This is a genomic window from Clostridium sp. FP1 (assembly GCF_011065975.2).
GTDB classification, from domain to species: domain Bacteria; phylum Bacillota; class Clostridia; order Clostridiales; family Clostridiaceae; genus Clostridium_AD; species Clostridium_AD tagluense.
Genome location: NZ_JAAMNJ020000001.1, coordinates 714,228 through 734,288 on the forward strand (window position 1 = coordinate 714,228; position 20,061 = coordinate 734,288).

The 20,061-nt window shown below is 30.2% G+C and carries 28 protein-coding genes; 22 read left to right on the plus strand and 6 right to left on the minus strand.

The window, feature by feature from the left end:
• Positions 1-19 precede the first annotated feature (19 nt).
• Together G9F70_RS03600 and G9F70_RS03605 are read left to right on the plus strand one after the other, a co-directional pair.
• On the plus strand, positions 20-718 hold the full coding sequence (locus G9F70_RS03600) for a response regulator transcription factor (protein ID WP_164947625.1): 699 nt from the start codon (positions 20-22) through the stop codon (positions 716-718).
• A complete protein-coding gene (locus tag G9F70_RS03605; protein WP_164947626.1) occupies positions 705-1,799 on the plus strand; it encodes a sensor histidine kinase in 1,095 nt (364 codons plus the stop codon). The genes G9F70_RS03600 and G9F70_RS03605 overlap by 14 nt, the downstream gene beginning before the upstream one ends.
• Positions 1,800-1,966: 167 nt before the next feature.
• On the opposite strand, the gene pepI is transcribed toward G9F70_RS03605, so the two are convergent.
• The 3 genes from pepI to G9F70_RS03620 form a co-directional block, all read right to left on the minus strand.
• Positions 1,967-2,848 carry a proline iminopeptidase gene (pepI, locus tag G9F70_RS03610; RefSeq protein ID WP_164947627.1) on the minus strand — a complete coding sequence of 294 codons (882 nt, stop codon included), beginning with the start codon at positions 2,846-2,848 and terminating at the stop codon, positions 1,967-1,969.
• 104 nt (positions 2,849-2,952) lie between these two features.
• Positions 2,953-3,822 carry a DUF1002 domain-containing protein gene (locus G9F70_RS03615; protein WP_164947628.1) on the minus strand — a complete coding sequence of 290 codons (870 nt, stop codon included), beginning with the start codon at positions 3,820-3,822 and terminating at the stop codon, positions 2,953-2,955.
• 95 nt (positions 3,823-3,917) lie between these two features.
• Positions 3,918-4,955, minus strand: a complete 1,038-nt coding sequence (locus G9F70_RS03620) for a 3D domain-containing protein (protein WP_164947629.1) — start codon at positions 4,953-4,955, stop codon at positions 3,918-3,920.
• A gap of 459 nt (positions 4,956-5,414) precedes the next feature.
• On the opposite strand from G9F70_RS03620, the gene G9F70_RS03625 reads away from it, so the two are divergent.
• The 10 genes from G9F70_RS03625 to G9F70_RS03670 all read left to right on the plus strand — a co-directional run bounded on the left by G9F70_RS03625 (position 5,415) and on the right by G9F70_RS03670 (position 13,618).
• A complete protein-coding gene (locus tag G9F70_RS03625) occupies positions 5,415-5,705 on the plus strand; it encodes a hypothetical protein (RefSeq protein WP_224617398.1) in 291 nt (96 codons plus the stop codon).
• 388 nt (positions 5,706-6,093) lie between these two features.
• The gene (locus G9F70_RS03630; RefSeq protein WP_164947630.1) at positions 6,094-6,963 is read left to right on the plus strand and encodes a uroporphyrinogen decarboxylase family protein; all 870 of its coding nucleotides are present in this window, start codon (positions 6,094-6,096) and stop codon (positions 6,961-6,963) included.
• Positions 6,964-7,831: 868 nt separating this feature from the next.
• Positions 7,832-8,524, plus strand: a complete 693-nt coding sequence (locus G9F70_RS03635; protein WP_164947631.1) for a FadR/GntR family transcriptional regulator — start codon at positions 7,832-7,834, stop codon at positions 8,522-8,524.
• A 31-nt stretch (positions 8,525-8,555) separates the two neighbouring features.
• A complete protein-coding gene (locus tag G9F70_RS03640) occupies positions 8,556-9,851 on the plus strand; it encodes a CynX/NimT family MFS transporter (protein ID WP_164947632.1) in 1,296 nt (431 codons plus the stop codon).
• 586 nt (positions 9,852-10,437) lie between these two features.
• The gene (locus G9F70_RS03645) at positions 10,438-11,376 is read left to right on the plus strand and encodes a hypothetical protein (protein WP_164947633.1); all 939 of its coding nucleotides are present in this window, start codon (positions 10,438-10,440) and stop codon (positions 11,374-11,376) included.
• 78 nt (positions 11,377-11,454) lie between these two features.
• Positions 11,455-12,087, plus strand: coding sequence for a hypothetical protein (locus tag G9F70_RS03650; RefSeq protein ID WP_164947634.1), 633 nt, complete (start codon positions 11,455-11,457; stop codon positions 12,085-12,087).
• Between the two features lie 109 nt (positions 12,088-12,196).
• Positions 12,197-12,559, plus strand: a complete 363-nt coding sequence (locus G9F70_RS03655; protein ID WP_164947635.1) for a hypothetical protein — start codon at positions 12,197-12,199, stop codon at positions 12,557-12,559.
• Between the two features lie 68 nt (positions 12,560-12,627).
• On the plus strand, positions 12,628-12,921 hold the full coding sequence (locus G9F70_RS03660) for a hypothetical protein (RefSeq protein WP_164947636.1): 294 nt from the start codon (positions 12,628-12,630) through the stop codon (positions 12,919-12,921).
• A gap of 14 nt (positions 12,922-12,935) precedes the next feature.
• Entirely contained in the window at positions 12,936-13,250 is a 315-nt protein-coding gene (locus tag G9F70_RS03665; RefSeq protein ID WP_164947637.1) for a DUF960 domain-containing protein, read from the plus strand.
• Positions 13,250-13,618 (plus strand): hypothetical protein, encoded by a 369-nt coding sequence (locus tag G9F70_RS03670; RefSeq protein WP_224617399.1) that lies wholly within the window; start codon positions 13,250-13,252, stop codon positions 13,616-13,618. Before G9F70_RS03665 ends, G9F70_RS03670 begins: the two co-directional genes overlap by 1 nt.
• A gap of 26 nt (positions 13,619-13,644) precedes the next feature.
• Here the strand turns inward: G9F70_RS03670 and G9F70_RS03675 are convergent, their stop codons facing one another.
• Positions 13,645-13,995 carry a helix-turn-helix domain-containing protein gene (locus tag G9F70_RS03675; RefSeq protein WP_224617400.1) on the minus strand — a complete coding sequence of 117 codons (351 nt, stop codon included), beginning with the start codon at positions 13,993-13,995 and terminating at the stop codon, positions 13,645-13,647.
• 165 nt (positions 13,996-14,160) lie between these two features.
• Here G9F70_RS03675 and G9F70_RS03680 point away from each other — a divergent pair, with 165 nt between their 5' ends.
• From G9F70_RS03680 to G9F70_RS03700, 5 genes are all read left to right on the plus strand, one after another.
• Complete coding sequence (locus G9F70_RS03680) at positions 14,161-14,352, plus strand: helix-turn-helix domain-containing protein (protein WP_164947638.1); 192 nt, start codon at positions 14,161-14,163, stop codon at positions 14,350-14,352.
• A 16-nt stretch (positions 14,353-14,368) separates the two neighbouring features.
• Positions 14,369-14,524: a hypothetical protein gene (locus tag G9F70_RS03685; protein ID WP_164947639.1), complete on the plus strand. Its 156-nt coding sequence runs from the start codon at positions 14,369-14,371 to the stop codon at positions 14,522-14,524.
• Positions 14,525-14,593: 69 nt separating this feature from the next.
• Positions 14,594-14,776 carry a hypothetical protein gene (locus G9F70_RS03690; protein ID WP_164947640.1) on the plus strand — a complete coding sequence of 61 codons (183 nt, stop codon included), beginning with the start codon at positions 14,594-14,596 and terminating at the stop codon, positions 14,774-14,776.
• Positions 14,777-14,810: 34 nt separating this feature from the next.
• Positions 14,811-15,065 carry a hypothetical protein gene (locus G9F70_RS03695; RefSeq protein WP_164947641.1) on the plus strand — a complete coding sequence of 85 codons (255 nt, stop codon included), beginning with the start codon at positions 14,811-14,813 and terminating at the stop codon, positions 15,063-15,065.
• A gap of 2 nt (positions 15,066-15,067) precedes the next feature.
• Complete coding sequence (locus G9F70_RS03700; RefSeq protein ID WP_164947642.1) at positions 15,068-15,880, plus strand: hypothetical protein; 813 nt, start codon at positions 15,068-15,070, stop codon at positions 15,878-15,880.
• 189 nt (positions 15,881-16,069) lie between these two features.
• Here G9F70_RS03700 and G9F70_RS03705 read toward each other — a convergent pair whose 3' ends face one another.
• Positions 16,070-17,398 carry an IS1380 family transposase gene (locus tag G9F70_RS03705; RefSeq protein WP_224617401.1) on the minus strand — a complete coding sequence of 443 codons (1,329 nt, stop codon included), beginning with the start codon at positions 17,396-17,398 and terminating at the stop codon, positions 16,070-16,072.
• Positions 17,399-17,450: 52 nt separating this feature from the next.
• On the opposite strand from G9F70_RS03705, the gene G9F70_RS03710 reads away from it, so the two are divergent.
• Together G9F70_RS03710 and G9F70_RS03715 are read left to right on the plus strand one after the other, a co-directional pair.
• Positions 17,451-18,674 (plus strand): transposase, encoded by a 1,224-nt coding sequence (locus G9F70_RS03710; protein WP_224617359.1) that lies wholly within the window; start codon positions 17,451-17,453, stop codon positions 18,672-18,674.
• Positions 18,643-18,897, plus strand: coding sequence for a hypothetical protein (locus G9F70_RS03715; RefSeq protein WP_224617360.1), 255 nt, complete (start codon positions 18,643-18,645; stop codon positions 18,895-18,897). The genes G9F70_RS03710 and G9F70_RS03715 overlap by 32 nt, the downstream gene beginning before the upstream one ends.
• 5 nt (positions 18,898-18,902) lie before the next feature.
• Here the strand turns inward: G9F70_RS03715 and G9F70_RS03720 are convergent, their stop codons facing one another.
• The gene (locus tag G9F70_RS03720; protein WP_224617402.1) at positions 18,903-19,040 is read right to left on the minus strand and encodes a hypothetical protein; all 138 of its coding nucleotides are present in this window, start codon (positions 19,038-19,040) and stop codon (positions 18,903-18,905) included.
• A gap of 139 nt (positions 19,041-19,179) precedes the next feature.
• On the opposite strand from G9F70_RS03720, the gene G9F70_RS03725 reads away from it, so the two are divergent.
• The 3 genes from G9F70_RS03725 (at position 19,180) to G9F70_RS03735 (ending at position 19,986) form a co-directional block, all read left to right on the plus strand.
• On the plus strand, positions 19,180-19,467 hold the full coding sequence (locus G9F70_RS03725) for a hypothetical protein (RefSeq protein WP_164946497.1): 288 nt from the start codon (positions 19,180-19,182) through the stop codon (positions 19,465-19,467).
• A 93-nt stretch (positions 19,468-19,560) separates the two neighbouring features.
• Positions 19,561-19,710 carry a hypothetical protein gene (locus tag G9F70_RS03730; RefSeq protein ID WP_164946496.1) on the plus strand — a complete coding sequence of 50 codons (150 nt, stop codon included), beginning with the start codon at positions 19,561-19,563 and terminating at the stop codon, positions 19,708-19,710.
• 111 nt (positions 19,711-19,821) lie between these two features.
• The gene (locus tag G9F70_RS03735; RefSeq protein WP_164946495.1) at positions 19,822-19,986 is read left to right on the plus strand and encodes a hypothetical protein; all 165 of its coding nucleotides are present in this window, start codon (positions 19,822-19,824) and stop codon (positions 19,984-19,986) included.
• The last annotated feature ends 75 nt before the right edge of the window (positions 19,987-20,061 follow it).

Genomic DNA, 20,061 nt, shown 5'->3' on the forward strand with positions numbered 1-20,061 from the left:
TACGGGGGAGATAAGCAGCATGTTTAATATATTGATTGTAGATGATGAAGTAGAAATAATTGAACTTATGGAAGTATACCTAATAAATGATGGTTATAAGGTATTTAAAGCTACAAATGGCGTAGATGCACTTAATATAATTAATGCAGGAAAAATTCAACTTGTGATTTTAGATATAATGATGCCAGGAATGGATGGGTTACAGGTTTGTATGAAGATTAGAAAAGAGTATAATATTCCAATTATAATGGTTAGTGCAAAGGGACAAGACATAGATAAAATACAAGGATTATCTACAGGGGCGGATGACTATATGGTAAAACCATTTAACACAATGGAACTCCTTGCTAGAGTGAAAGCTCAAATAAGGAGATATGTATATCTTAATGAGAATCACAAACCATTTGATAATGAAGATGTTATTGAAATAAAAGGGATTACTATAAACAAAAGGAATCATAAAGTTCATTTATTGGGGACAGAATTAAAATTAACTCCAACAGAATATGAGATATTGCTACTATTGGCTAGTAACAGTGGGAGAGTATTTAGTGCTGAGGAAATCTTTAAAAAGATTTGGAAGGAAAAATATTTTGAAGGGAATAACACTGTTATGGTTCATATATGGAGATTAAGAGAGAAATTAGAAGATATTCCTAAAGAACCTAAAATAGTAGAAACGGTGTGGGGAGTTGGATATAAAATTGAAGAACAATAGCATTAAATACAATATACTCATAAATTTCTTTATAGCTACGTTAATGTCTATAATATCAACATTAGTAGGAGTTTTTTTAGTAATTATGTGGCTACATATTTTCTGTCCAAGCCTATATATGAAATTTACTAATGATTATAATACAAATAGTTCAGTTATGCTAGGGTTTATAATAGAAATTTTTGTAATTTTTATAGTGCTAATGTGCTTAATATTTATCAAAAGAATGAATAGAATTACTGATTATATAGAAGAAATATCACAGAGCTTAAATATAGTAGCTAATGGAAATATGAATATAAATATACCTATTAGAAACAAGAATGAGTTAGGAACATTAGCTTCAGCTGTTAATAAAATGGCATATAGTATAAAAGAACTTATGAAAAAAGAAAGACAGTGGGAAAAGCAGAAGAATAATTTGATTACAAATTTATCTCATGATTTAAGGACTCCACTTACATCTATTCTTGGATTTTTAGAGTTAATTCAAAATGAGAATTATAAAAATAATGATGAGTTGCATCATTATTGTGAAGTTTCATTAAGTAAAGCAAAGGAATTGAAGAGTTCAGTGGATCAACTTTTTGAGTTTACAAAGATAAGTAATGGTGATGTAAATTTAAATAAATCTAATATATATCTACAGCAATTAATAGAACAAGCTACCATTGGATTTATACCGTCCTTTGAAAATAGTAGCATGGAATATAGAATATCTTCAAAAGATGCAGGTTTAATAATAAATGGAGATGCTATTTTACTAGTTAGAGCCTTTGAAAATATAATAGCTAATGCCATTAAGTACGGTAGTGAGGGAAAGTATTTAGATATAAATATAGAAAAAGAAAATAATATGGCTGTAGTCAGCTTTGTAAATTATGGAGATATAATAGAAGAAGAGAATTTGAAGAATTTATTCCAAAGGTTATATAGGGTAGAAAAATCTTGTGATAAAAAAGAGGGAACTGGACTTGGGCTTGCAATTGTAAAAACAATAGTAGAATTACATAATGGTGGTATAGAGGTTAAAAGCTCTAAGGGAAAAACAGAATTTAAAATAAAACTGCCTTTTAATTAGTAAGAATAAAAAATTAAAAAAAGAAATAAAGCAAAAATAAATTAAGTACCTCCTTTAGCAAAAAAACTGTTCCAATTTTTGTAGGGGATCTGACGCCTTACAAAGATTGGAACATTTTTTGTTGTTGGGGGCTATATTACGGTGAGAGTCATCTCATGCTTTTACAACTAGTCGTTTTTATTCAACCACTTATTAAGCACATCTATATATTTTTCATTCTCTTCTACGAAGGGCATATGGCGACTGAATTCAAATAATTCCCACTGCGAATTTGGAATCTTGTCATACATTGTTTTTGCAATAAGTGGTGAGCAAAGATCAAGCAAACCGCTGATGATTAAAGAAGGTTCTTTAATATCTTCAATCTCTTTCATAAAATCAAAGTTTTTTAAGCTGCCAGATGGGCTGAATTCATTTTGACCCCATGCAGTTACATAAGCTTCTGTTCCAGAAACCTTTGGACGGCTTAAGCATTTTGGCGAATCCTGTCCTAATAGGCCCGCGCAGTGACGAAGCATGAATTCTGCTTCTGCTTCTTTATATTCTTTTGATGAATAATCGACCGCTTTTTCTGCTTTTGCAATGGCATCTTGCATTTCTAGCGGAAGATATGCAACTCTTCTACGCTGTTCCTTTTCCCATAGTGCGGCAGATGGTAAAGTACTGGATAAGACGTAACTCTTGATTCCTTCTGGTTTGTATTCGCAAGCATATTGAATTGCCTGCATCCCTCCCCAAGATTGTCCCAATAAGTGGATTTCGTCTAGGCCTAAGTGTTTACGTAACTGGATTAATTCTTCAATCCATGTTTTCGCACACCATAAGTCAGGACGGGAAGGTGTTGCGGACAATCCGCATCCCAATTGGTCATACATAATAACCGCACGTCCATCTTCCGCAACTTTGTCAAGTACTTCAAAATAATTATGTGTAGAACCCGGTCCGCCGTGTAATAAAACCAATGGTTTTTTATTTCCTGTGCATTCACCTACTATACGATAGTAAGTCTTATATTCTAGATATGGAATATAGCCTTCAGTAATCTTCATAATCAATCTCCTTATGTATATTTGTATTTAGTAACAATAATTATGTCTTTTGTAAATTCGTAAACTTTAGTATTTAATTCTTATACCTCTCATGCTCATCTCATTTATGATTTTAAACTATCTGATATTCCTTTGAAGAAATTTCCAATAGAGGCACAAATACTTGCGAACCAACCTTTAGCCTTATCACTATCTAATGTATTTTTCATTGTACTAGCTACACCCTCAAGCTGTCCTTTTACTTTGCTGTAATCCAAGTTTAATTTATTTACATTTGTCATTAATCCAACAATACCATTTACATCATCTTTAGACAGAGTGTAATTGTAATTATTTGTTACATTATTTACTATTTTTGTTATACCTGCCTCAGTCTTAGGTTTATCTTTTATAACTTCATTCTTTACTTCATTGATTAATCCCGCAGCTTTATCTTGTCCGATTTTTTCACCTAGTTTGCCTGTAACTGCGACCTCTTCATTAGCTGTTTTCTTTGTACTTTCATCTAATTTCTTACCGTCTTTACTATTTTCGAATCCCTTTAATATGCCAGTCATAGCTGCCGTACCTGATACGGAGAATGGTGCAGAAACTTTAACATCAGCATTCTCAATGCCTGCTGTAATTAGGGCATTCTTTATCATACTGGCATTTACCCAAGTTACATTATGTGTATTAACTACTAAACCACCAGTAGTTGTTGGCTCAATATAGGAACATGATATCGCCTTATTACCTAATTGATCTTTAGATACTGTACCTCCTAGATATTTCTTCTCCTCGTTAGATGTAACTTCAACAACACTTGCACTATTCTTATCTACACCAAAATACTTTAGCATGTCCTCTTTCTGTTGATTCGTCAAATCATACCCTATAGTAACGCTCTTATATGAATCAGCGTAGACATTGCTTATAGGTGTTGCAAACAAACTTGCTGTTAACATTACACCTAAGACTAATTTTTTATTCATTTAACAAGACCTCCATATTCTACATTATTTTACTGTTGTGACTTAGATATATTATAACCTAAATTATATTAATTTGGTAAACGAATTTTTTGATATTAGTCATTTATTATACGGATTCTTACATTTCTTCGGCCCCAATTAAGTACTTCAGCTTCTGTATTAAAAAATACATCTATGAGATTATCTTTAATAGCGGAACCAGTATCTGATGCAATAGCATATCCGTAGCCTTCTATATAAACTTTAGAGCCAATTGGTATAACCCTAGGGTCCACAGCTATAGTGCTATATCCATTTGGATTTCTAGTTGTTCTAGAACCTGATGATGTAAAACCACCCATTGAATATGCGGTTGATTGCATAATGAAGTAGTTAGTTGATTTTGATAAATCAATAGGTATAGCATCAGAATTAGACGTTGAACTTTTACTAGAAGCTAAGTGCCTAGACATAGTAGCGGTCTTGATTGCTGCTAGTTCTTTTAATATTTTTGCAGCGGCTAATTCTTTTGCATTTTTGTCAGCAATTAATTTAGTTTCTTTTTTAGTTACGTTGCTAAGAAGCACTTTGTGTTCCTTTATGTCTTTACTTAATTTTGTTAGAATAATTTCATTATTTGCTTTTAGCGCTGATAATTTATCCTTCTCATTATTTAAGGTGTCTTTATGTTTTATTATAGAATTTCTTTGTTTTTCTATTTTAGCAATGAGATTTTTATCATACTCTATTATCCTTCCAAGTGTATCTACTCTCGATATAAGATCACTAAAACTAGTTGAATCTAGAAGTACCTCAAGATAAGTATCTACACTATTTATATACATAGCTCTTGCTCTTTTTTCAAACAAGTCTTCTTGAGCGATAGCGTTTTTTTCTACAATTTCTAATTTAGTTTGTGTTTTTCTTATATCTTGGGCGATGTCATTCATTTTAGCTTTGTTAATGTCAATTTTATTTAACACTTTATCAATTTCATTGTTGAAATTCTTTACTTTTATCTGTAAAGCTTTTTTGCTACTTTGAGCTTGTTCTAATTCAGATGTTTGATTAGTACTTGGCGCAGCAAAAGTATTGACATTGATAGTTAGTGCTAATATTAGCATCATAACAACAGATATTATTTTTTTATTCATTTATTAACCTCCTTAAAATGGCTATCAATATTAATAATATTTTTTATTATATTATAGCGTGATAAATAATTATGTTAAAAAGCGTATATTTGTTATTTTTTAAAAAAGACTAATTAATTTCTCTTTTAAATTTTAGGCTATGTAAGGCAACAATGAGGATAATATATATAGTATTAAAAATAACCCCTTTTATTTTTTTAAAAATTGTAATTCCACCAAAAGATTCAACTTTGTAGATCGCTATCATTTCAGTCTGGCATTGATTACATGTTATTTTCATTTCCTAATCCTCCATGCCCTATTAATTATCTTCATTTTATATCATTGTTGCTACACTTCATTATACAATTGTTTCTAATCTTGATGCAAACTTTTTACTTATATAATTCACTTCTTCCAATGGAGAGTGCTATATAAGGTGACCTATCTTCATAAATAGTTGTAGCATTATACAAAAGCATGTACAATTGTATGTTTTTTATGCTTACTGGGGTGTCTAATACCAGGGCTAAAATTCAAGTTATTTCACTGCTTACAAATTGTGGTTTCACAACAACCGAAAGTGAAATAATTGTTTCTTCTCGAAAAAGGCGAAAAATTGCTATTACAATTATGCTTTTCGGTAATATATTTAATGTGGCCATAGTTTCACTTTTGGTCAACATGGTTATATTTTTTTCAAAAAATAAAGATTTTAATGCATTTCACTCTATTTTATATCTTTTGAATTTATGGCTTTTATTACAATAATAAGGAAGATACCATTTTTTAGAGTAACCTTTGATAATATCGTAAAGCGTATAGCAACAAAGGTAATCTTTAGTAAGAAGGCGAATCCAATATTATTGATGTATTTGAACAAAAGCCTTCACTTTATAGTAGAGCAAGCTAGAATTAGAAAGGTACATATGTTTGATGTGTGCACTTTTTAGCTAAAAAAATATAAATTACTATTTTATTATCATAGAAATAATCTATAAGGAAGGATTTGATTATAGAAAATATCAATTAGACAGGTATTATTAAAGATGTTACACTAATGCGTAAACTAAAGACCAAACAATATAAATATAGAGGAATTGATTTAAGGAAACAAAAAATATTAGAATGGCTTCATAAATAAAGAGGAGGGATTCGCATGGGTAAAATCATTGACTTTAATTGTACATATGATAATTCTATAGGAATGTTTAAAGAAGTTACACAAAAAACAAATCTGCAGTTTCCAGAAGCTTATAAACATTGGGATAGCATGACGATACTTGCAAAAGAGTTAAAAGAGCATGATAAGTCACCATTTTGTGAATTACCATTTTGTCATACAGTTGAAGGGGAGGCAATGGGTGGAAGCATTAATTATGGGGATGATAAAATAGGGCCAAGAGCGAAGGCTTATATATGCACAACTGCAGAAGAGATATTAGCCTTACCAGAAATTGATTACTCAAAAGGACGTATATCAGAAGTCTTAAAAGCCTGTGAATATCTAAGGAAAAAGGGAGAAAATGTTGTGCTGTATGTTTCGGGTCCTTTTACTATTATGAATGTATTGATAGATCCACGTCATGTTTTTAAGATTTTCAAAAGAAACCCAGAGGTTATGGAGGAGATTTTTCATAAGTTTCAAAATGAAATATTGCGTTTTATAGCAGAGGCTCAAAAATCGGGAGTCAATATGATTAGTTATGCTGATTCATCTGGAGGATTAAATATTTTAGGGCCTAAGTTTTCAGAGCAAGTGGTAGAGATGTTTACTTATCCATTACTAAAAAGTATAGAAGAAATCCTCAGTGATGAAACCATTGTATTACTTTGTCCAAAAACCACCTTTGCATTACTCGGAACAGATAAAGCGGTATGGAAAGATATTCAAATGAAAGCCCCTATAAAATATGCCAAGGCTTGTGTAGAAGTGATTGGTAAAGCAAAATTTATTGGACAAATGTGTATTAAAAACAAAGAATTTGAATTGAAAAATGGAATAATTAAAGCAATTAATTTGCTTTAGTTGTTATATTGAAAAGGAAGTTTAAGGATAAGTGATTATTTTATAAAAAACTAATTTAAAGATGATAAGAGGACTTTAAATGAATGGTTAAATTCTGTAATGAAGGATTAAAAATGATCTATAGAGAGATTATCGCTATGATATATTTCTTTTTTCAATGGACAGTGATATAGTTAGGTACGATTCGCCTACACTAGTGAAACCCTCGACTAATTAATTTTAGTTGAGGGTTTTCTTATGCGTATAAGTTTAGAATTGTCTATAGTGAACCGTACCATAAGTAAGTGCGGTTTTTACTAAAATTGGATGAAGATATGGTGGTAAGGTAAGCCTCGCATCCACCATGAACCCTCGACAATACAGATTTGTGTTGTCGAGGGTTCTTTATTGAACAAGAGTCACTAATGACATGGTCGTAAAAATATAAGAAAAGTAAGATTATCAGAGTCACAAAGAAATTAAAATAAGATAGTTAGAATATGCAGCTTATTCAGTTGTGGTATAAAGTGGTTTAATAGATGATGGGATTCAGATATAAGAAGGTACAGACTAAAATTTAATTTTTATAGATATATATCATATTGAGGATAGTATTTCATTAAACTCCAATGTAATTATAATTAAATATATAAATTATTTTGAAATAAATAATTCAAATAACTGTTCGTAAGTCTAATTTTTTCCTACCTCATAAACTCATTGTACAAAAAGGAGACCTATCTATATAGATCCATTTTATTCAAGTATATCTTCTTTTTTATGTGCTAAAAAAATAGGTATATATACTTAATATACTTGACAAAATTATAGTATAGATGTATATTTAATACCATAATCCAATCATCCTACGTTTGAAAGGGGAATAAAAATGTCTATTCAAAAGGCAAATCGATCAACTTTAGTTAAGCAGGTTACAAACCAAATTGAATATATGATAGAAAGTGGTATGTGGAAGGTAGGGGAAAAAATCCCTCCTGAACCAGAATTAATGAATCAGTTTGGGGTTAGTAGGAATACGTTAAGAGAAGGAATTCAATCCCTAGTTCATATTGGTCTACTTCAAACTCGTCAAGGTATAGGTACTACAGTAAAATCTAATAGTAATTTAGAATTGGTTTTAGAAAAGAAAATTAAAAAGAGTGATCTATTAGAAACATTAGAAGTTCGCTTGGGTTTTGAACGAGAAGCAGCTCAACTTGCAGCTGAAAGGAGAACTGAAGATGATTTAAAATATATAGAAAAATGCCTTGATGACTGTAAAGCAGCGGCTAAAAGCAATGATGTATTCCAATTCACCAAAATGGATATAATTTTTCATAAATCTATTGTGAAAGCTACACACAATAAGATGTTTATTGAACTTTATGAACATCTTACAGATGCTTTACAAAACTCCATTGATGAAATCATGGCAATTAAGAATCCTGTAAATTTTGAGAATGAAATTCACTCTAATTTGTTTCAAGCCATTAAGACTGGAGATTCTAAATTGGCTTTGAAAAGTGTTAATCAATATATAAATGATGCAAAGAAATTTTTGTTTATAGTGATTAATGAGTGAAAATACGATATTTTGTAAGGAGAAAAATTATATGAATAAATTAAGCAGTAAACATAATAGAAATATACATTCGAAAACACAAAAATCTACATCAATGATATTAATAATCGGCATTATATTCATTGCAGCTAATTTACGAGCTCCGCTGACATCTGTAGGTCCATTAGTCAGTATGATTAGAGATAGCTTAGGTATCTCTAATACATTAGCAGGGATGATTACCACTATTCCATTATTAGCTTTTGCTATATTTTCACCATTTTCACCTATGCTAGCAAGAAAATTTGGAACTAGGTTGGTATTATTTTTGTCTATTATATTTCTTACAATCGGGATTATTTTACGTTCAACATCAGGAATTATTGGAGTATTTGTTGGAACAGCAATTCTTGGATTAGCTATATCTGCGTGTAATGTATTGATTCCAAGCCTTATTAAACAGGATTTCTCTGAGAGGGTAGGGGTTATGACTGGAATATATTCTGTTTCAATGAATACATTTGGAGCATTAGCATCAGGTATTAGTATTCCTATTGCAACAGTATTAGGATGGTCAAAGACATTAGCGATTTGGGCAATTCTTAGCTTTATAGCAATTTTGTTTTGGATACCACAGCTAAAGCAGAGAAAGAAAGAAGTATCCATTATTAAAAAGATTGAAAGCACTGATATTCAATCTGATGCGTCTAATATTCATAAAGAAGTGCAGGAAGTTAATAGAACTAATCTGTGGAAGTCACCTTTAGCATGGCAGGTGACAGTATTTATGGGATTACAATCCTTAGTGTTTTATTCTATGGTTGCATGGCTTCCAGCTATTTTAATTCAGCAAGGAATGAATTCTAGTAAAGCAGGATGGATGCTCTCTCTTATGCAGTTAGCTTTAATTCCTTTTACATTTATTGTTTCTGTTCTTGCTGGACGCAAAGCTAGTCAGCGATCATTAGTTAAAATTGGTTCTTTTTGTACTTTAATAGGGATTTTAGGATTACTTTTTGGAAATCAAAATCTTGTATTTTTATGGATTATTGTATTGGGAATAGGTGGAGGATTTAACTTTAGTTTATCTATGATGTTTTTTAGCCTTCGTACGAAAACTGCAGATGAAGCTGCAAGATTATCTGGAATGGCGCAATCATTAGGATACCTGTTTGCTGCTTTTGGACCTACTTTATTTGGATTCTTACATGATTTCACAAATAGCTGGACAACACCTCTTATAATATTAATTATAGTAGTTATATTGAATTGTTTAGTTGGTCTAGGGGCAGCACGTAATTGCTATGTTGGATATTCCTGTAATGATGGAGAGTCAAAACAAATATAACCAATAAAGTCGGCGTAACATTTCGTATAAAATCAAAAATGATCTAATAGAAAGATGGATACTTTATGTCTCAGTGAAGATTATAGGAATGAATGAGAAGCCATGAATAGGAATAGATAAAATGAATATATCAGAAGATGAGGTTGTATTACTGCTATTGAGGAAGCATTCAAAAATGGTTCGAAGATCATTTCATTAAGAACATTTGGTGAGGGAAAAAAGTTATGTAAAGCATTGGGATTTAAGATTTATTAATCATCACGTCAATTCTCAATGAGTGTAAGACATTTTATTTAGCTATAACTTAAGAAAAAGTCTACGTTATGCCTGTTACGGTGAGCTGTAACATAAATGATGTAGACTTTTTAAAGTACTGCAAGCAGAAAAATACCATAAGTAAAGCCATACCCTTTACTTTCAAATACTAAAAGGGGTTGTCTCAAAATGAATAGAGAAGGAGAATTTCTAGATGATAGGATTCTTCTTTTATTTTGCTTACAATTAGAATATAATTATAGTTGTAATTTGTAGTAAAATACTAAATATTTGATAAGTTATGCATTAATTAGTTGAAAGAGAGGTTTATATGAAAAGGTGGGCAGACATATTAATTAATGGTGAATATAAAAGGATAAATGTTTGGGATGTATTGCACTGGAAACGAAATACCCCTGAATTTTGGGAAATAAATAAGGAGTCTATTTATAGTATTCATAAAAATCTTGAAGATAAAGTACCAATGGTTTTTCAAACTGGGAGAAATAACATTTTTGGTAAAAGTTATTTTAGGTATAAAGATGCTAATTCAATAAGATTAGGTGAAGGGTACGAAGAATCGTACCCGCATGAATTTTTTAAAGAGTGTTTTTCAAGAATAAAGGTACTTAACTTGGTATCTGGTAAGGATAATGTCAAAATTTATGTTGATGAAGCAACTCTAGAAGAAGTAATTTATACAAAGAATAGTAGAAAAAGAATTGTAGATGTAATGATACAATTTTCAAAAGCTGAGCCAATGATTTATGTTGAAAAGTGGAATGGAAAATTGGCAATAGAAGTATATCAAACTCATAAAGTGGATGATGTGAAAATAAAAGAATTTAAGGACATTGAAACAGCTATGGTAGAGTTTAATGCTTCAAAATGGTATATCACAGATAATTTTCTAACCAAAGAAGACGAAGAAAAACAATTTGAAAAAATAATTAATAAATTGAATAACTTTATATCCGTAAATATATTAAGTGACCCAATATCGAAAAAGTATTTTTCTTCAATTAAGCTTGAGGAAGAAATAAGTAAAAATGAATTGTACTTAAAAAGAATAGTTTACATGAATAGCGAAATAGATAACTTAAAAAAAGAAAATCAAAACTTATTGAGAGAAATAGAAATGTATAGGGAAAATGAAACTAAACTGAAACAGAAACTGAGAGATATCACAAATGAATATAGATTTTTAAAAGAAGAAATTGAAAGTATTAAATCCAAAACTTTGTACAAGCTATTCTATAAAAAAAATTAGTTTATGCAAATGCTATTAAATTTGTTCTACCATGAATAACTGCTATAAAATATATGGTAGATAATGGAGGCGCGTTAGTTGAGTAAAAGTTCTGATTATGAAAACTATAAATTTTTTAGCTTTATTTGTGACGAGCCCGATAAAGATAATTTTAGATTTGCTATAAAGCTAGGAAATTATGTTTCACATGAAGTAGTAGGAAAAAACCTTAATCCTAAAGAATTAGACGCTCTTGATAGAACTCGTTATGCAGAAATGTTTTTGGACAAGTATAGAAGTTACTTCAAGAGGTATAATAAATCTGTATATAATGCATATATGATTAGTCCATTATACGAAAGATTAAAGGAAGATACCGCATTTTACATTGATTTAAAAATTCCATATTTTTATTATATAAAAAAGAATAATATTTCTGGTCATGATGGTCATAAGTACTATAAGGGGATTGAATCAGTCGAAGGAGAAATTAATTACAAATTTGAACAATCAATAATTTTAGAAAAGAACTTATTTAATGTTAAGCGAGAAATAGAAATACCAACAGAAAAGCAAAAAAAGTATTTGCATGCTTTAGCAAAAAACTCTGGCTATAAAGTAATCAATGAAAATGAGATGACTAAAGAAATAGCCGCAAAATTGATAGGCTTTATTAAAGACGATGTTGAATTAGAAGTAGAATTACAAAAAAAATTTTTAATTTATGAATAACCTAGGTTTAAAGTATCAAATATTAGCTTCAAATATATATTATAATCATGAAAACTCTTACCTTGAAAATGTGGTAGGAGTATTTTAATTTTTAATGGAGGTAACAACAATGATAGAAGTTAGTCATTTGCATGAAAAAGAAAGACTTAGAGGTCTGCCACAGGAGGTTCAAGAAATTATTAAAGATATATTGCAAATACTGGACACCGAATATGGAACAGACAGGGATAAATACGAAGACGATGGAGGGTATGTAATAGTAGTAGAGAATGATGCAGATTTTCAGGAAATAAAGGACAAAACTTACATTGATTGTAATAGTGTCATAGCTGAATACGTAGATAAAATACTATGCAGTAATGGTGAAGTTTATACTAATTCATTAATACTTTGTAATAATGATTATGCTATATCACTAATAATTCCAAAGGAGTTAACACCACAAAATTTAAAAGATTATATAATTGATTAATAAGCCTTAATTGCCAAATGGAACGGTGATTAAGGCTTTTATTATTGTAAGAAACATAGGAGGATGCTATGACAAGGAAAGTAATAAAAGATACTAAATACTGTCAAATATTGAATCAAGGGAAATTGGCTGATGAAGAATATACCTATTGTATTGAAAAGATATTTATTAAAACTATGAAAAGAGATGAAATTAGGTTCAGTCTTTATAAAGATACTATAAGGTCAGAAGAAAGATATATCCCTCGTTCGTTGGATGTAACAGAGCAACAATTATTACAGCTTATTAAGGAAGCAATACAAGAAGCAGTATTTTCAAAGGAATTTATAAAAAATCTAATTGAAATATTGAATCAGAAATAGGAGGATTATACAAAATGTTTGAAAAAAAGAATAATCGTTATATTACTAGAGGAGTTAATGCAACTTTAAGCATTCATTTACAGCTATTATTATGGAACTTAATAGATACATTAGAGCAGGATAAAAGCATAGAGCTTGACTATCTACAGATATTTAAGTTCAAGCGTATTACTGACAATGAAAAATATAATCTTATTATTACTCATTCACAGGAGGTACCGCCATACGAAAAGAAATATATGTTTCATGTAGATAATCCTATTGATGAAAAGGTATATGTAATTGACGACGGAGAATATAGCACAATGTTATTAGCAGAAGAATATTAATGGATGGAGGTATAATGATGAATAAGGATTTAGTAAGTTGTATTACATTTCAAATTGACGAAACAAAGAGACTTGGAACAATGCGAATTGACTGGTATGACGGGAAGCTCTGCAACCAATGGAATCCCTCAAAGCTTCTAATAGACCTGAAAACAAGCTCGAAAATTGACCTAGGGAAACTACAGCAGGAGCTGAACTACCTCCAATTTGAGCTTCTTTCCAGCTTTCAGAGGGTAGAAAAATACTGCAACGGTACTGGCTACGACAAGGAGCAAATTTTCACTATTTCATTGGATTGCTATAATTATGCTATTAAACTAATACCAGTTAAAGACGCTTATAGCTATATTTACGCATATCTAAAGTAATAAGCCTTTCACACAAATTAACTTTTCTACTTATTATCCCTAATAGTCTTTTTAGCTTTTAAGTAATATAGCAATTCTTTCTTATCTTCTATGTTCCAATCCTTAAAATCCCTTAGTAATTCAACTACAGGAATAAATTCTGTATCTTCAATAGCTCCACTAAATAAGCTGTTCTCTGAATCATCTAAGAAGTATGAAACAGGTGTATTCAAAGCACTGGCAATAATTTTTAGACTATCTATTGATGGATTACCCCTTCCATTTTCAATATCACTCAGAAATGACACAGATACTTGCTCTTTGGTATCTTTTGATAATTGTTTCAGTGATAGTCCTTTAACTTTCCTAATAGCTTTTAGTTTGTCTCCTAACTCCATAATATCCTCCTCAAAATTCCGTAAATAACGTATTTATTTTAGTATAAACAAAACTAGATAAAATGTAAAACTCTTTGTAACTTTGGTAAAATATTATACTACTAGCGTAAAAATAATTGCATAATTACGTAATTATCGTATAATTAATATTGTGGGGGTGTTAATTTGGATAATATAGGTCAAAAAATAAAGTGTGAAAGGCTTAAGAAAAGCTTAAAGCAATATGAGTTAGCTAAAAAAGCAGGAATTTCTAATACGTATCTATCTGATATCGAGGTTGGCAGGACATCTCCATCATTAAAAACATTGGACAAGATATCAAAGGCATTAGCAGTTGATATTAAGATATTCTTGTAAACTTGGAGGTTATGAAATGCCGATAAAAGCAAATAGGGAATTCATATGTAAAAGATGTGGAAAAAAACTCGTAATTGAATGTAATGATGAAATAACCATTGAAGACCTTAAAAAATTTATTAATAAACTATGTTTCAAATGTAGGATTATTACAGAAATAATGGGTCATTAAAATAAGTGTAGAAGTAGGAAGATATAAATTGATTTATATTTCAAATAAATAAAGAAATGGGGTAATAATATGGCAAAAGTAACGTGTTCAGTATGTAGAGGTAAGAAGATAGTAAAATGTGAGGATTATGGAATGACTTATGGTACATATGACCATAGTAACGTAACAATACAAGGCTCATGTCCAGCCTGTGGTGGTAGTGGTAAAATACCATGTCCCGAATGTCACGGAACAGGTAAAGTAGATGACTAAATTAAAGAAATTATAGATAACGGGAGATGAGAGTGTGGGTTTATTTAATAAGTTAAAGGAAATAGTAGTAACAGAATTAGGCAATGATGATGATATAAAACTTTCAACAAAGATTAAAGATTTTGTATCGAATGAAGCAGATAAAAGAGATAGAAACAGAGATAGGATCTTAGCATTAGCAAGAAATATGGATAATAAAAGTGATGAAGAATTAAAAAGAATATATCAAACTAGCTCAGGAGACATGAAGATGGCAGCAGGATATCTTTTAAAGAGAAGAGGTTATTAAAGATGGATAATATAAATATAATACTATTTGCAATGGGATTTGTTGTTGCCATAATAACATTAATAATTATGTTGTTAAAAAGCATAAAGGGTAATAAAGTTGGATTTCTACTACCTTTTATACTGATTATAGGAATGGGGGCTATAGGTTCTGGGGTGTGGCTAACAATACAGCAAAATAATCAATCAAATACTAAATCAACTACAGTTCAAAGTAATCCAAATTCAACTGCAACGAATAAGGGTGAAGCAAATGCTTCAACAGAAACTAAGCAGATGCAAAAGGAAGTAGTCTTTGATGCTAATGGTTCAGTAGTACCAAAGTCAACAGAGGATGAATGGAGTAGAAAAATAATAACAGATGCGGATGGTAGTAAAACAATACTAGAAGGTGCAGGAAAATCCTATATAAACATTGCCGCAGATGGAACAAGATTTTTCACACCTGCAAGTAGTCAAGGAGTAGTTCAAATACCACAAAATCAAAGTACAGCAGATGGAAAAGTGTATAAACAGTATAATTTCTTTAGAGATAGTATATTGTTAAAAATTACTCTTACTGAATGTAATCAAGCTGTACCATCTGAAACAAAGATAGATTCAAAGGACTTGGTTAGTGCTAATAATAAAAGAGAAGATTATGAAATAACCAATAGTAATGATATGAGACCTATTGATTTCATATATAAGGTTATGCCTGCTTTAAAGCCTAAAAATATCACTAGTAATAATTTCTTACAAGGAAATTATGTTGGAAAACAAGAAAAAGTATTATCTACTCCCGGATTATTCATGAACTCAAATTCTATGATTTGAATATTAAAATCACATAGAATTTGAGTTTTTGTATTTGTTTTCATTATAAAAATCGTGTGTACTTCATAGAAATTACGTAAAATAGTTAAATACATATATTTACATTTAAAAAGATATAGACTTCACCAATTTATTTTAATATATTATTTTAATTATTGAGTTTTAAAATGGATTATTAAGTCAAATAAACTATATAGGTATATAGGCAATTCCATTTAATATATTAAAAAAATCTTCTTTGTAGGGGCAACTGCTGCATAACTTAAACTTTAAGTATCTTCCACCTTTCACTATTTTTGCTGCGATCTTTATTAATTTTGTACGAATAGTTTCAATTGTCATATCTTTCATTGGTGTTTTGTCTAAGCAAAGATTTCTGAACCAATTGTTAAAATTGTATGCAAGTACCATTTCTTGAAGCTTATTAGCGTTAGCTATAAAGGCAGTACTGCTCATTTTATCAAAAGATAATCCTAGTTTACCTTCTTTTATAAAGTTTTCCATAGTACCTCTATTGCAATAGAATTTAACTACGGATTCTGGAGGCAATGTCATGTTTGTAACGATGAACGTATAGTTATAGCACATTTGATCTTCTGGCTTTTCTATTTTTACAACAACTCTACGCTCTTTTTTCCAACTTGATGCTTTGTACATAAATTCTCCATAAACAACATGATGTGAACAAAAGTCTCTTTTACACAATTTAGCCATTTCATTAGCAAATTCACATGACAATTTATATAATATAGAGTTAACCTTTAATCTTATTGCATAAAGTGTGTCAAGTTGTTCCGAAATTTCATATAATTCAGGAGTGGCAAAGCCGCTATCGCCTCTTATAACTCTTGTAATATAAGGATATTTATTCATATATCTTTTAAGCACAGGGCCAATAAATCTTACTACTTGTCTTGAAGTATAGACATTTCCTGACCTAAGCTCCGCTTTAATTAAATCACCTGTTAACCCATCAAACATTAATAGTGGATGATATCCATTTGAACTATAATGAGAGTTATAATCTGAACCATATTGATCCCCATAGGTTTGAAAATTTGTAGAATCTATATCAAAAATAATATGCTCTGGCATCCGCACAGAATAAACTTTATCTTGCAATAGCTCATTAATTTGTTGATAGCTCTTTACTGTTTCACCAGAAACCCTATTATTAAACCTAGAAATTGTTGGTTGAGAAGCTAATGATTTTTTTTCAAGTACATTGGTAAAAGTAGGATCATGTCTAAGTTCATCAGCGTTATCATCAGTTTCATAACCTGCGATTCTTTGATATATTCTTTGAATGGCAATGTCTTCATTTTTATGTATTCTAGCGTTTGCTGACGGATCTTTAACATCAATATTTTCTTTAATGGTTTTGCTGAAACCAATTTTTTCATCAAATTCTTTATATAATAAAAGGCCTGCATCTGATGTTAAATTCCCACCTTCAAAATTTATTTTAATTTTCTTGTTATATAGGAAACAGCTTGCGGAAGCCGCTGTGGATAACATTCTAGCTAAAAGATATATAGAAAAAATCAGATAAATATGAGATGATTAAATCATGAGAAAAAATAAGATTACCATAAAACAAATATTTGAAGATAATTATTCAAAGTTTTGGAAATTGAATAAAGAAAAGTATCCTGAAAAGATGAGAGAACATATGAATATCGAAGTAATGAAAATGATAGGATGTGGAGATATTTCATTAGGTTTTGTTGCGTACATATGTTTAAAATGTCTGGAAGTATTTAAAATAGGATTTACATGTAAAAGTAGGTTTTGTAGTAAATGTGGTAAAAAATACATAAGCGAATGGGTAGAGAAACAAGTAAGTAAAATCTTGGATGTTCCACATAGGCATTGTGTTTTTACGATACCGACTGAGTACAGAAAATATTTTTTTTGGAATAGAGAGAGTCTGAAAGACCTGCAAGACATGGTATATGAGGTTATAAATGAGTTTGCAAATGGTGTAAACTATAAAAATAGAGAAGAATATAAAAAGAAGAAAAGAAGCAAAAAAGGTGGAGTGCTTTGGCAAAGTGGAATGATTGGCGTAGTGCATACTTTTGGAAGGAATATAGGGTTTAACCCACATGTGCATGCATTGGTTCCAGAAATAAAAACAAGGGATAATGAAGTTAAGGATATGGAATTCTTTGACTATAAATATTTTAGAAAAGTTTGGCAGTACAAATTAATAAATTATATGGTTAGTAAAAACCCAGATAAAAAAGCAGAGTACTTAAAAATGTTCAAAGATTATCCTAACGGATTTTACATAAATGCCAAATCAAGAATGAAAAGTGCAAGAGGTGCAGCAAGATATATCGGTAGATATTTAGCAAGACCTGCGATAGCAGAATATAGAATACTTAGCTATGATGGGAAAAATGTAACGTTTTGGTATAAGAGTCATGAAACTAATGAGAGAGTAGAAGAAACAGTTACGGCACAAGTGTTTATAGGCAGGTTACTAATGCATATATCGCCTAAATATTTTAAAATGGTTAGATTATATGGAGTATATGCTGGAAGTATAAGTATAAAGATTAGAAAATGTTTTGGTTTATTGCAATACATAAAAAGTGGGCTTAAAGCAATTCAGTACACATTAAAAATAAATTGGAAAAAGGAAATAAGAAAAATGAAGTATAGAGAATTAATGATTATTAATTTTTCTAAAGATCCAGGGAAATGTTCAAAATGCGGTCAGCTAATGGAGTTATTCCAAATTTGGCACAGAAAGTATGGGTATATTTATGATATGGGAACGTATTAAAAGGATTTTTAAAATTAAAATGGATGAAAGGGAGATACCATTTCAAACAGAGGGGCCCGATAAGATGATACTTTTTAAATGTAAGAAATGTGGGTATGAAGAAGAGGTACCAGAATTTGTTGCGTTTGAATGTTATACACCTGAGGAATTTGACAAGAAGAGTGGTAGTCCTATTGTTCTATGCCCAGAATGTGATGCAAATATGATAATTAAAGGACGATGAAATTATCATATTTGCTTGGCATAAGGGTTTTTACTCGACCGTAGGGAGATTTTGTTCTTGAATTTTAATGATTTTTCATTTAAACTATTCATTGTAAGAAGTCTCTCCTTTGTCTTTTGTTTTGGGTTTCTCAACTTAAACATAACAAATTTGAGGCTTTTTGCATATACTTTTTTATCACTTTTCTCGTGAAAAACTAAAAATTTATAAAACACAGTGTTTTAGCTATGTAAGGCATAGCTTTTTGGTGTTGCGTGAATAATCCGGGCTACTAGTACTATAATGTCTATTAATATACTAGATGATAAACTATTAGATTTTAAATGTAGTTACATAACTGGTATGGACTCAATATATGGTTATAAGATTGAGTCATTAGGGAAAAATGCATATAAGCTATATTTGTATCCAGCAACAATCAAGGCAAATACTAATGGTGGAGGTACAACTATTGCTGATGACCCTATAAAACGGACATTCATAATATACATGAAAAGTAAGGATAGTTTTGAGGTAGTCTTTATTGATGATAATGTAAATAGAGCTTCTATTACTATGAACAAGCAATAAATTATAAATAAAGAAGTGTTAATGTTTGAAAGGTAACATTAATACTTCTTTTTCTATTTGTAAATATATTGAATGGTGAAAGGAGATAACATATTGCAGGAAATTATTGTTTTAGTTTTGGAAGTAATACTTCTAATAATAAAGATGAGAGTTAGCCCAGAAGAAGCTACAAGGGCTACTGCTGATAAGTATGGAGTAGCATTCTCAAAGCTATGGGAAGCTGTACCTAAACGTTGGAAATGAAAATATTAAAATAAGTAATTATAGCTGATTGTAATTACTTATTTTTTTTGTTAACATTTACACTATAAATTGAAGAATAAATATTTATACATATTTTAAGGAGATAAGTTAATGGATATAGTAACAATAATTAAAATAATTGCTGTTATTCTTCAACTCATAGCAAGTGGCTTATCTGAATCAGAAGCAATTACAGGGACATCAGCTAAGTTCGGAGTAGCAGAAAGCTTAATAAAAGGTTTATGTAGATATAAACTTTTACTAGATATTTATTGAATTTTCAATAAGTATTTAATGAGTTTTATTAAGTCAAGTAAAAGTGTGGGAGCTTATTTTTTTAGAAAATATCGT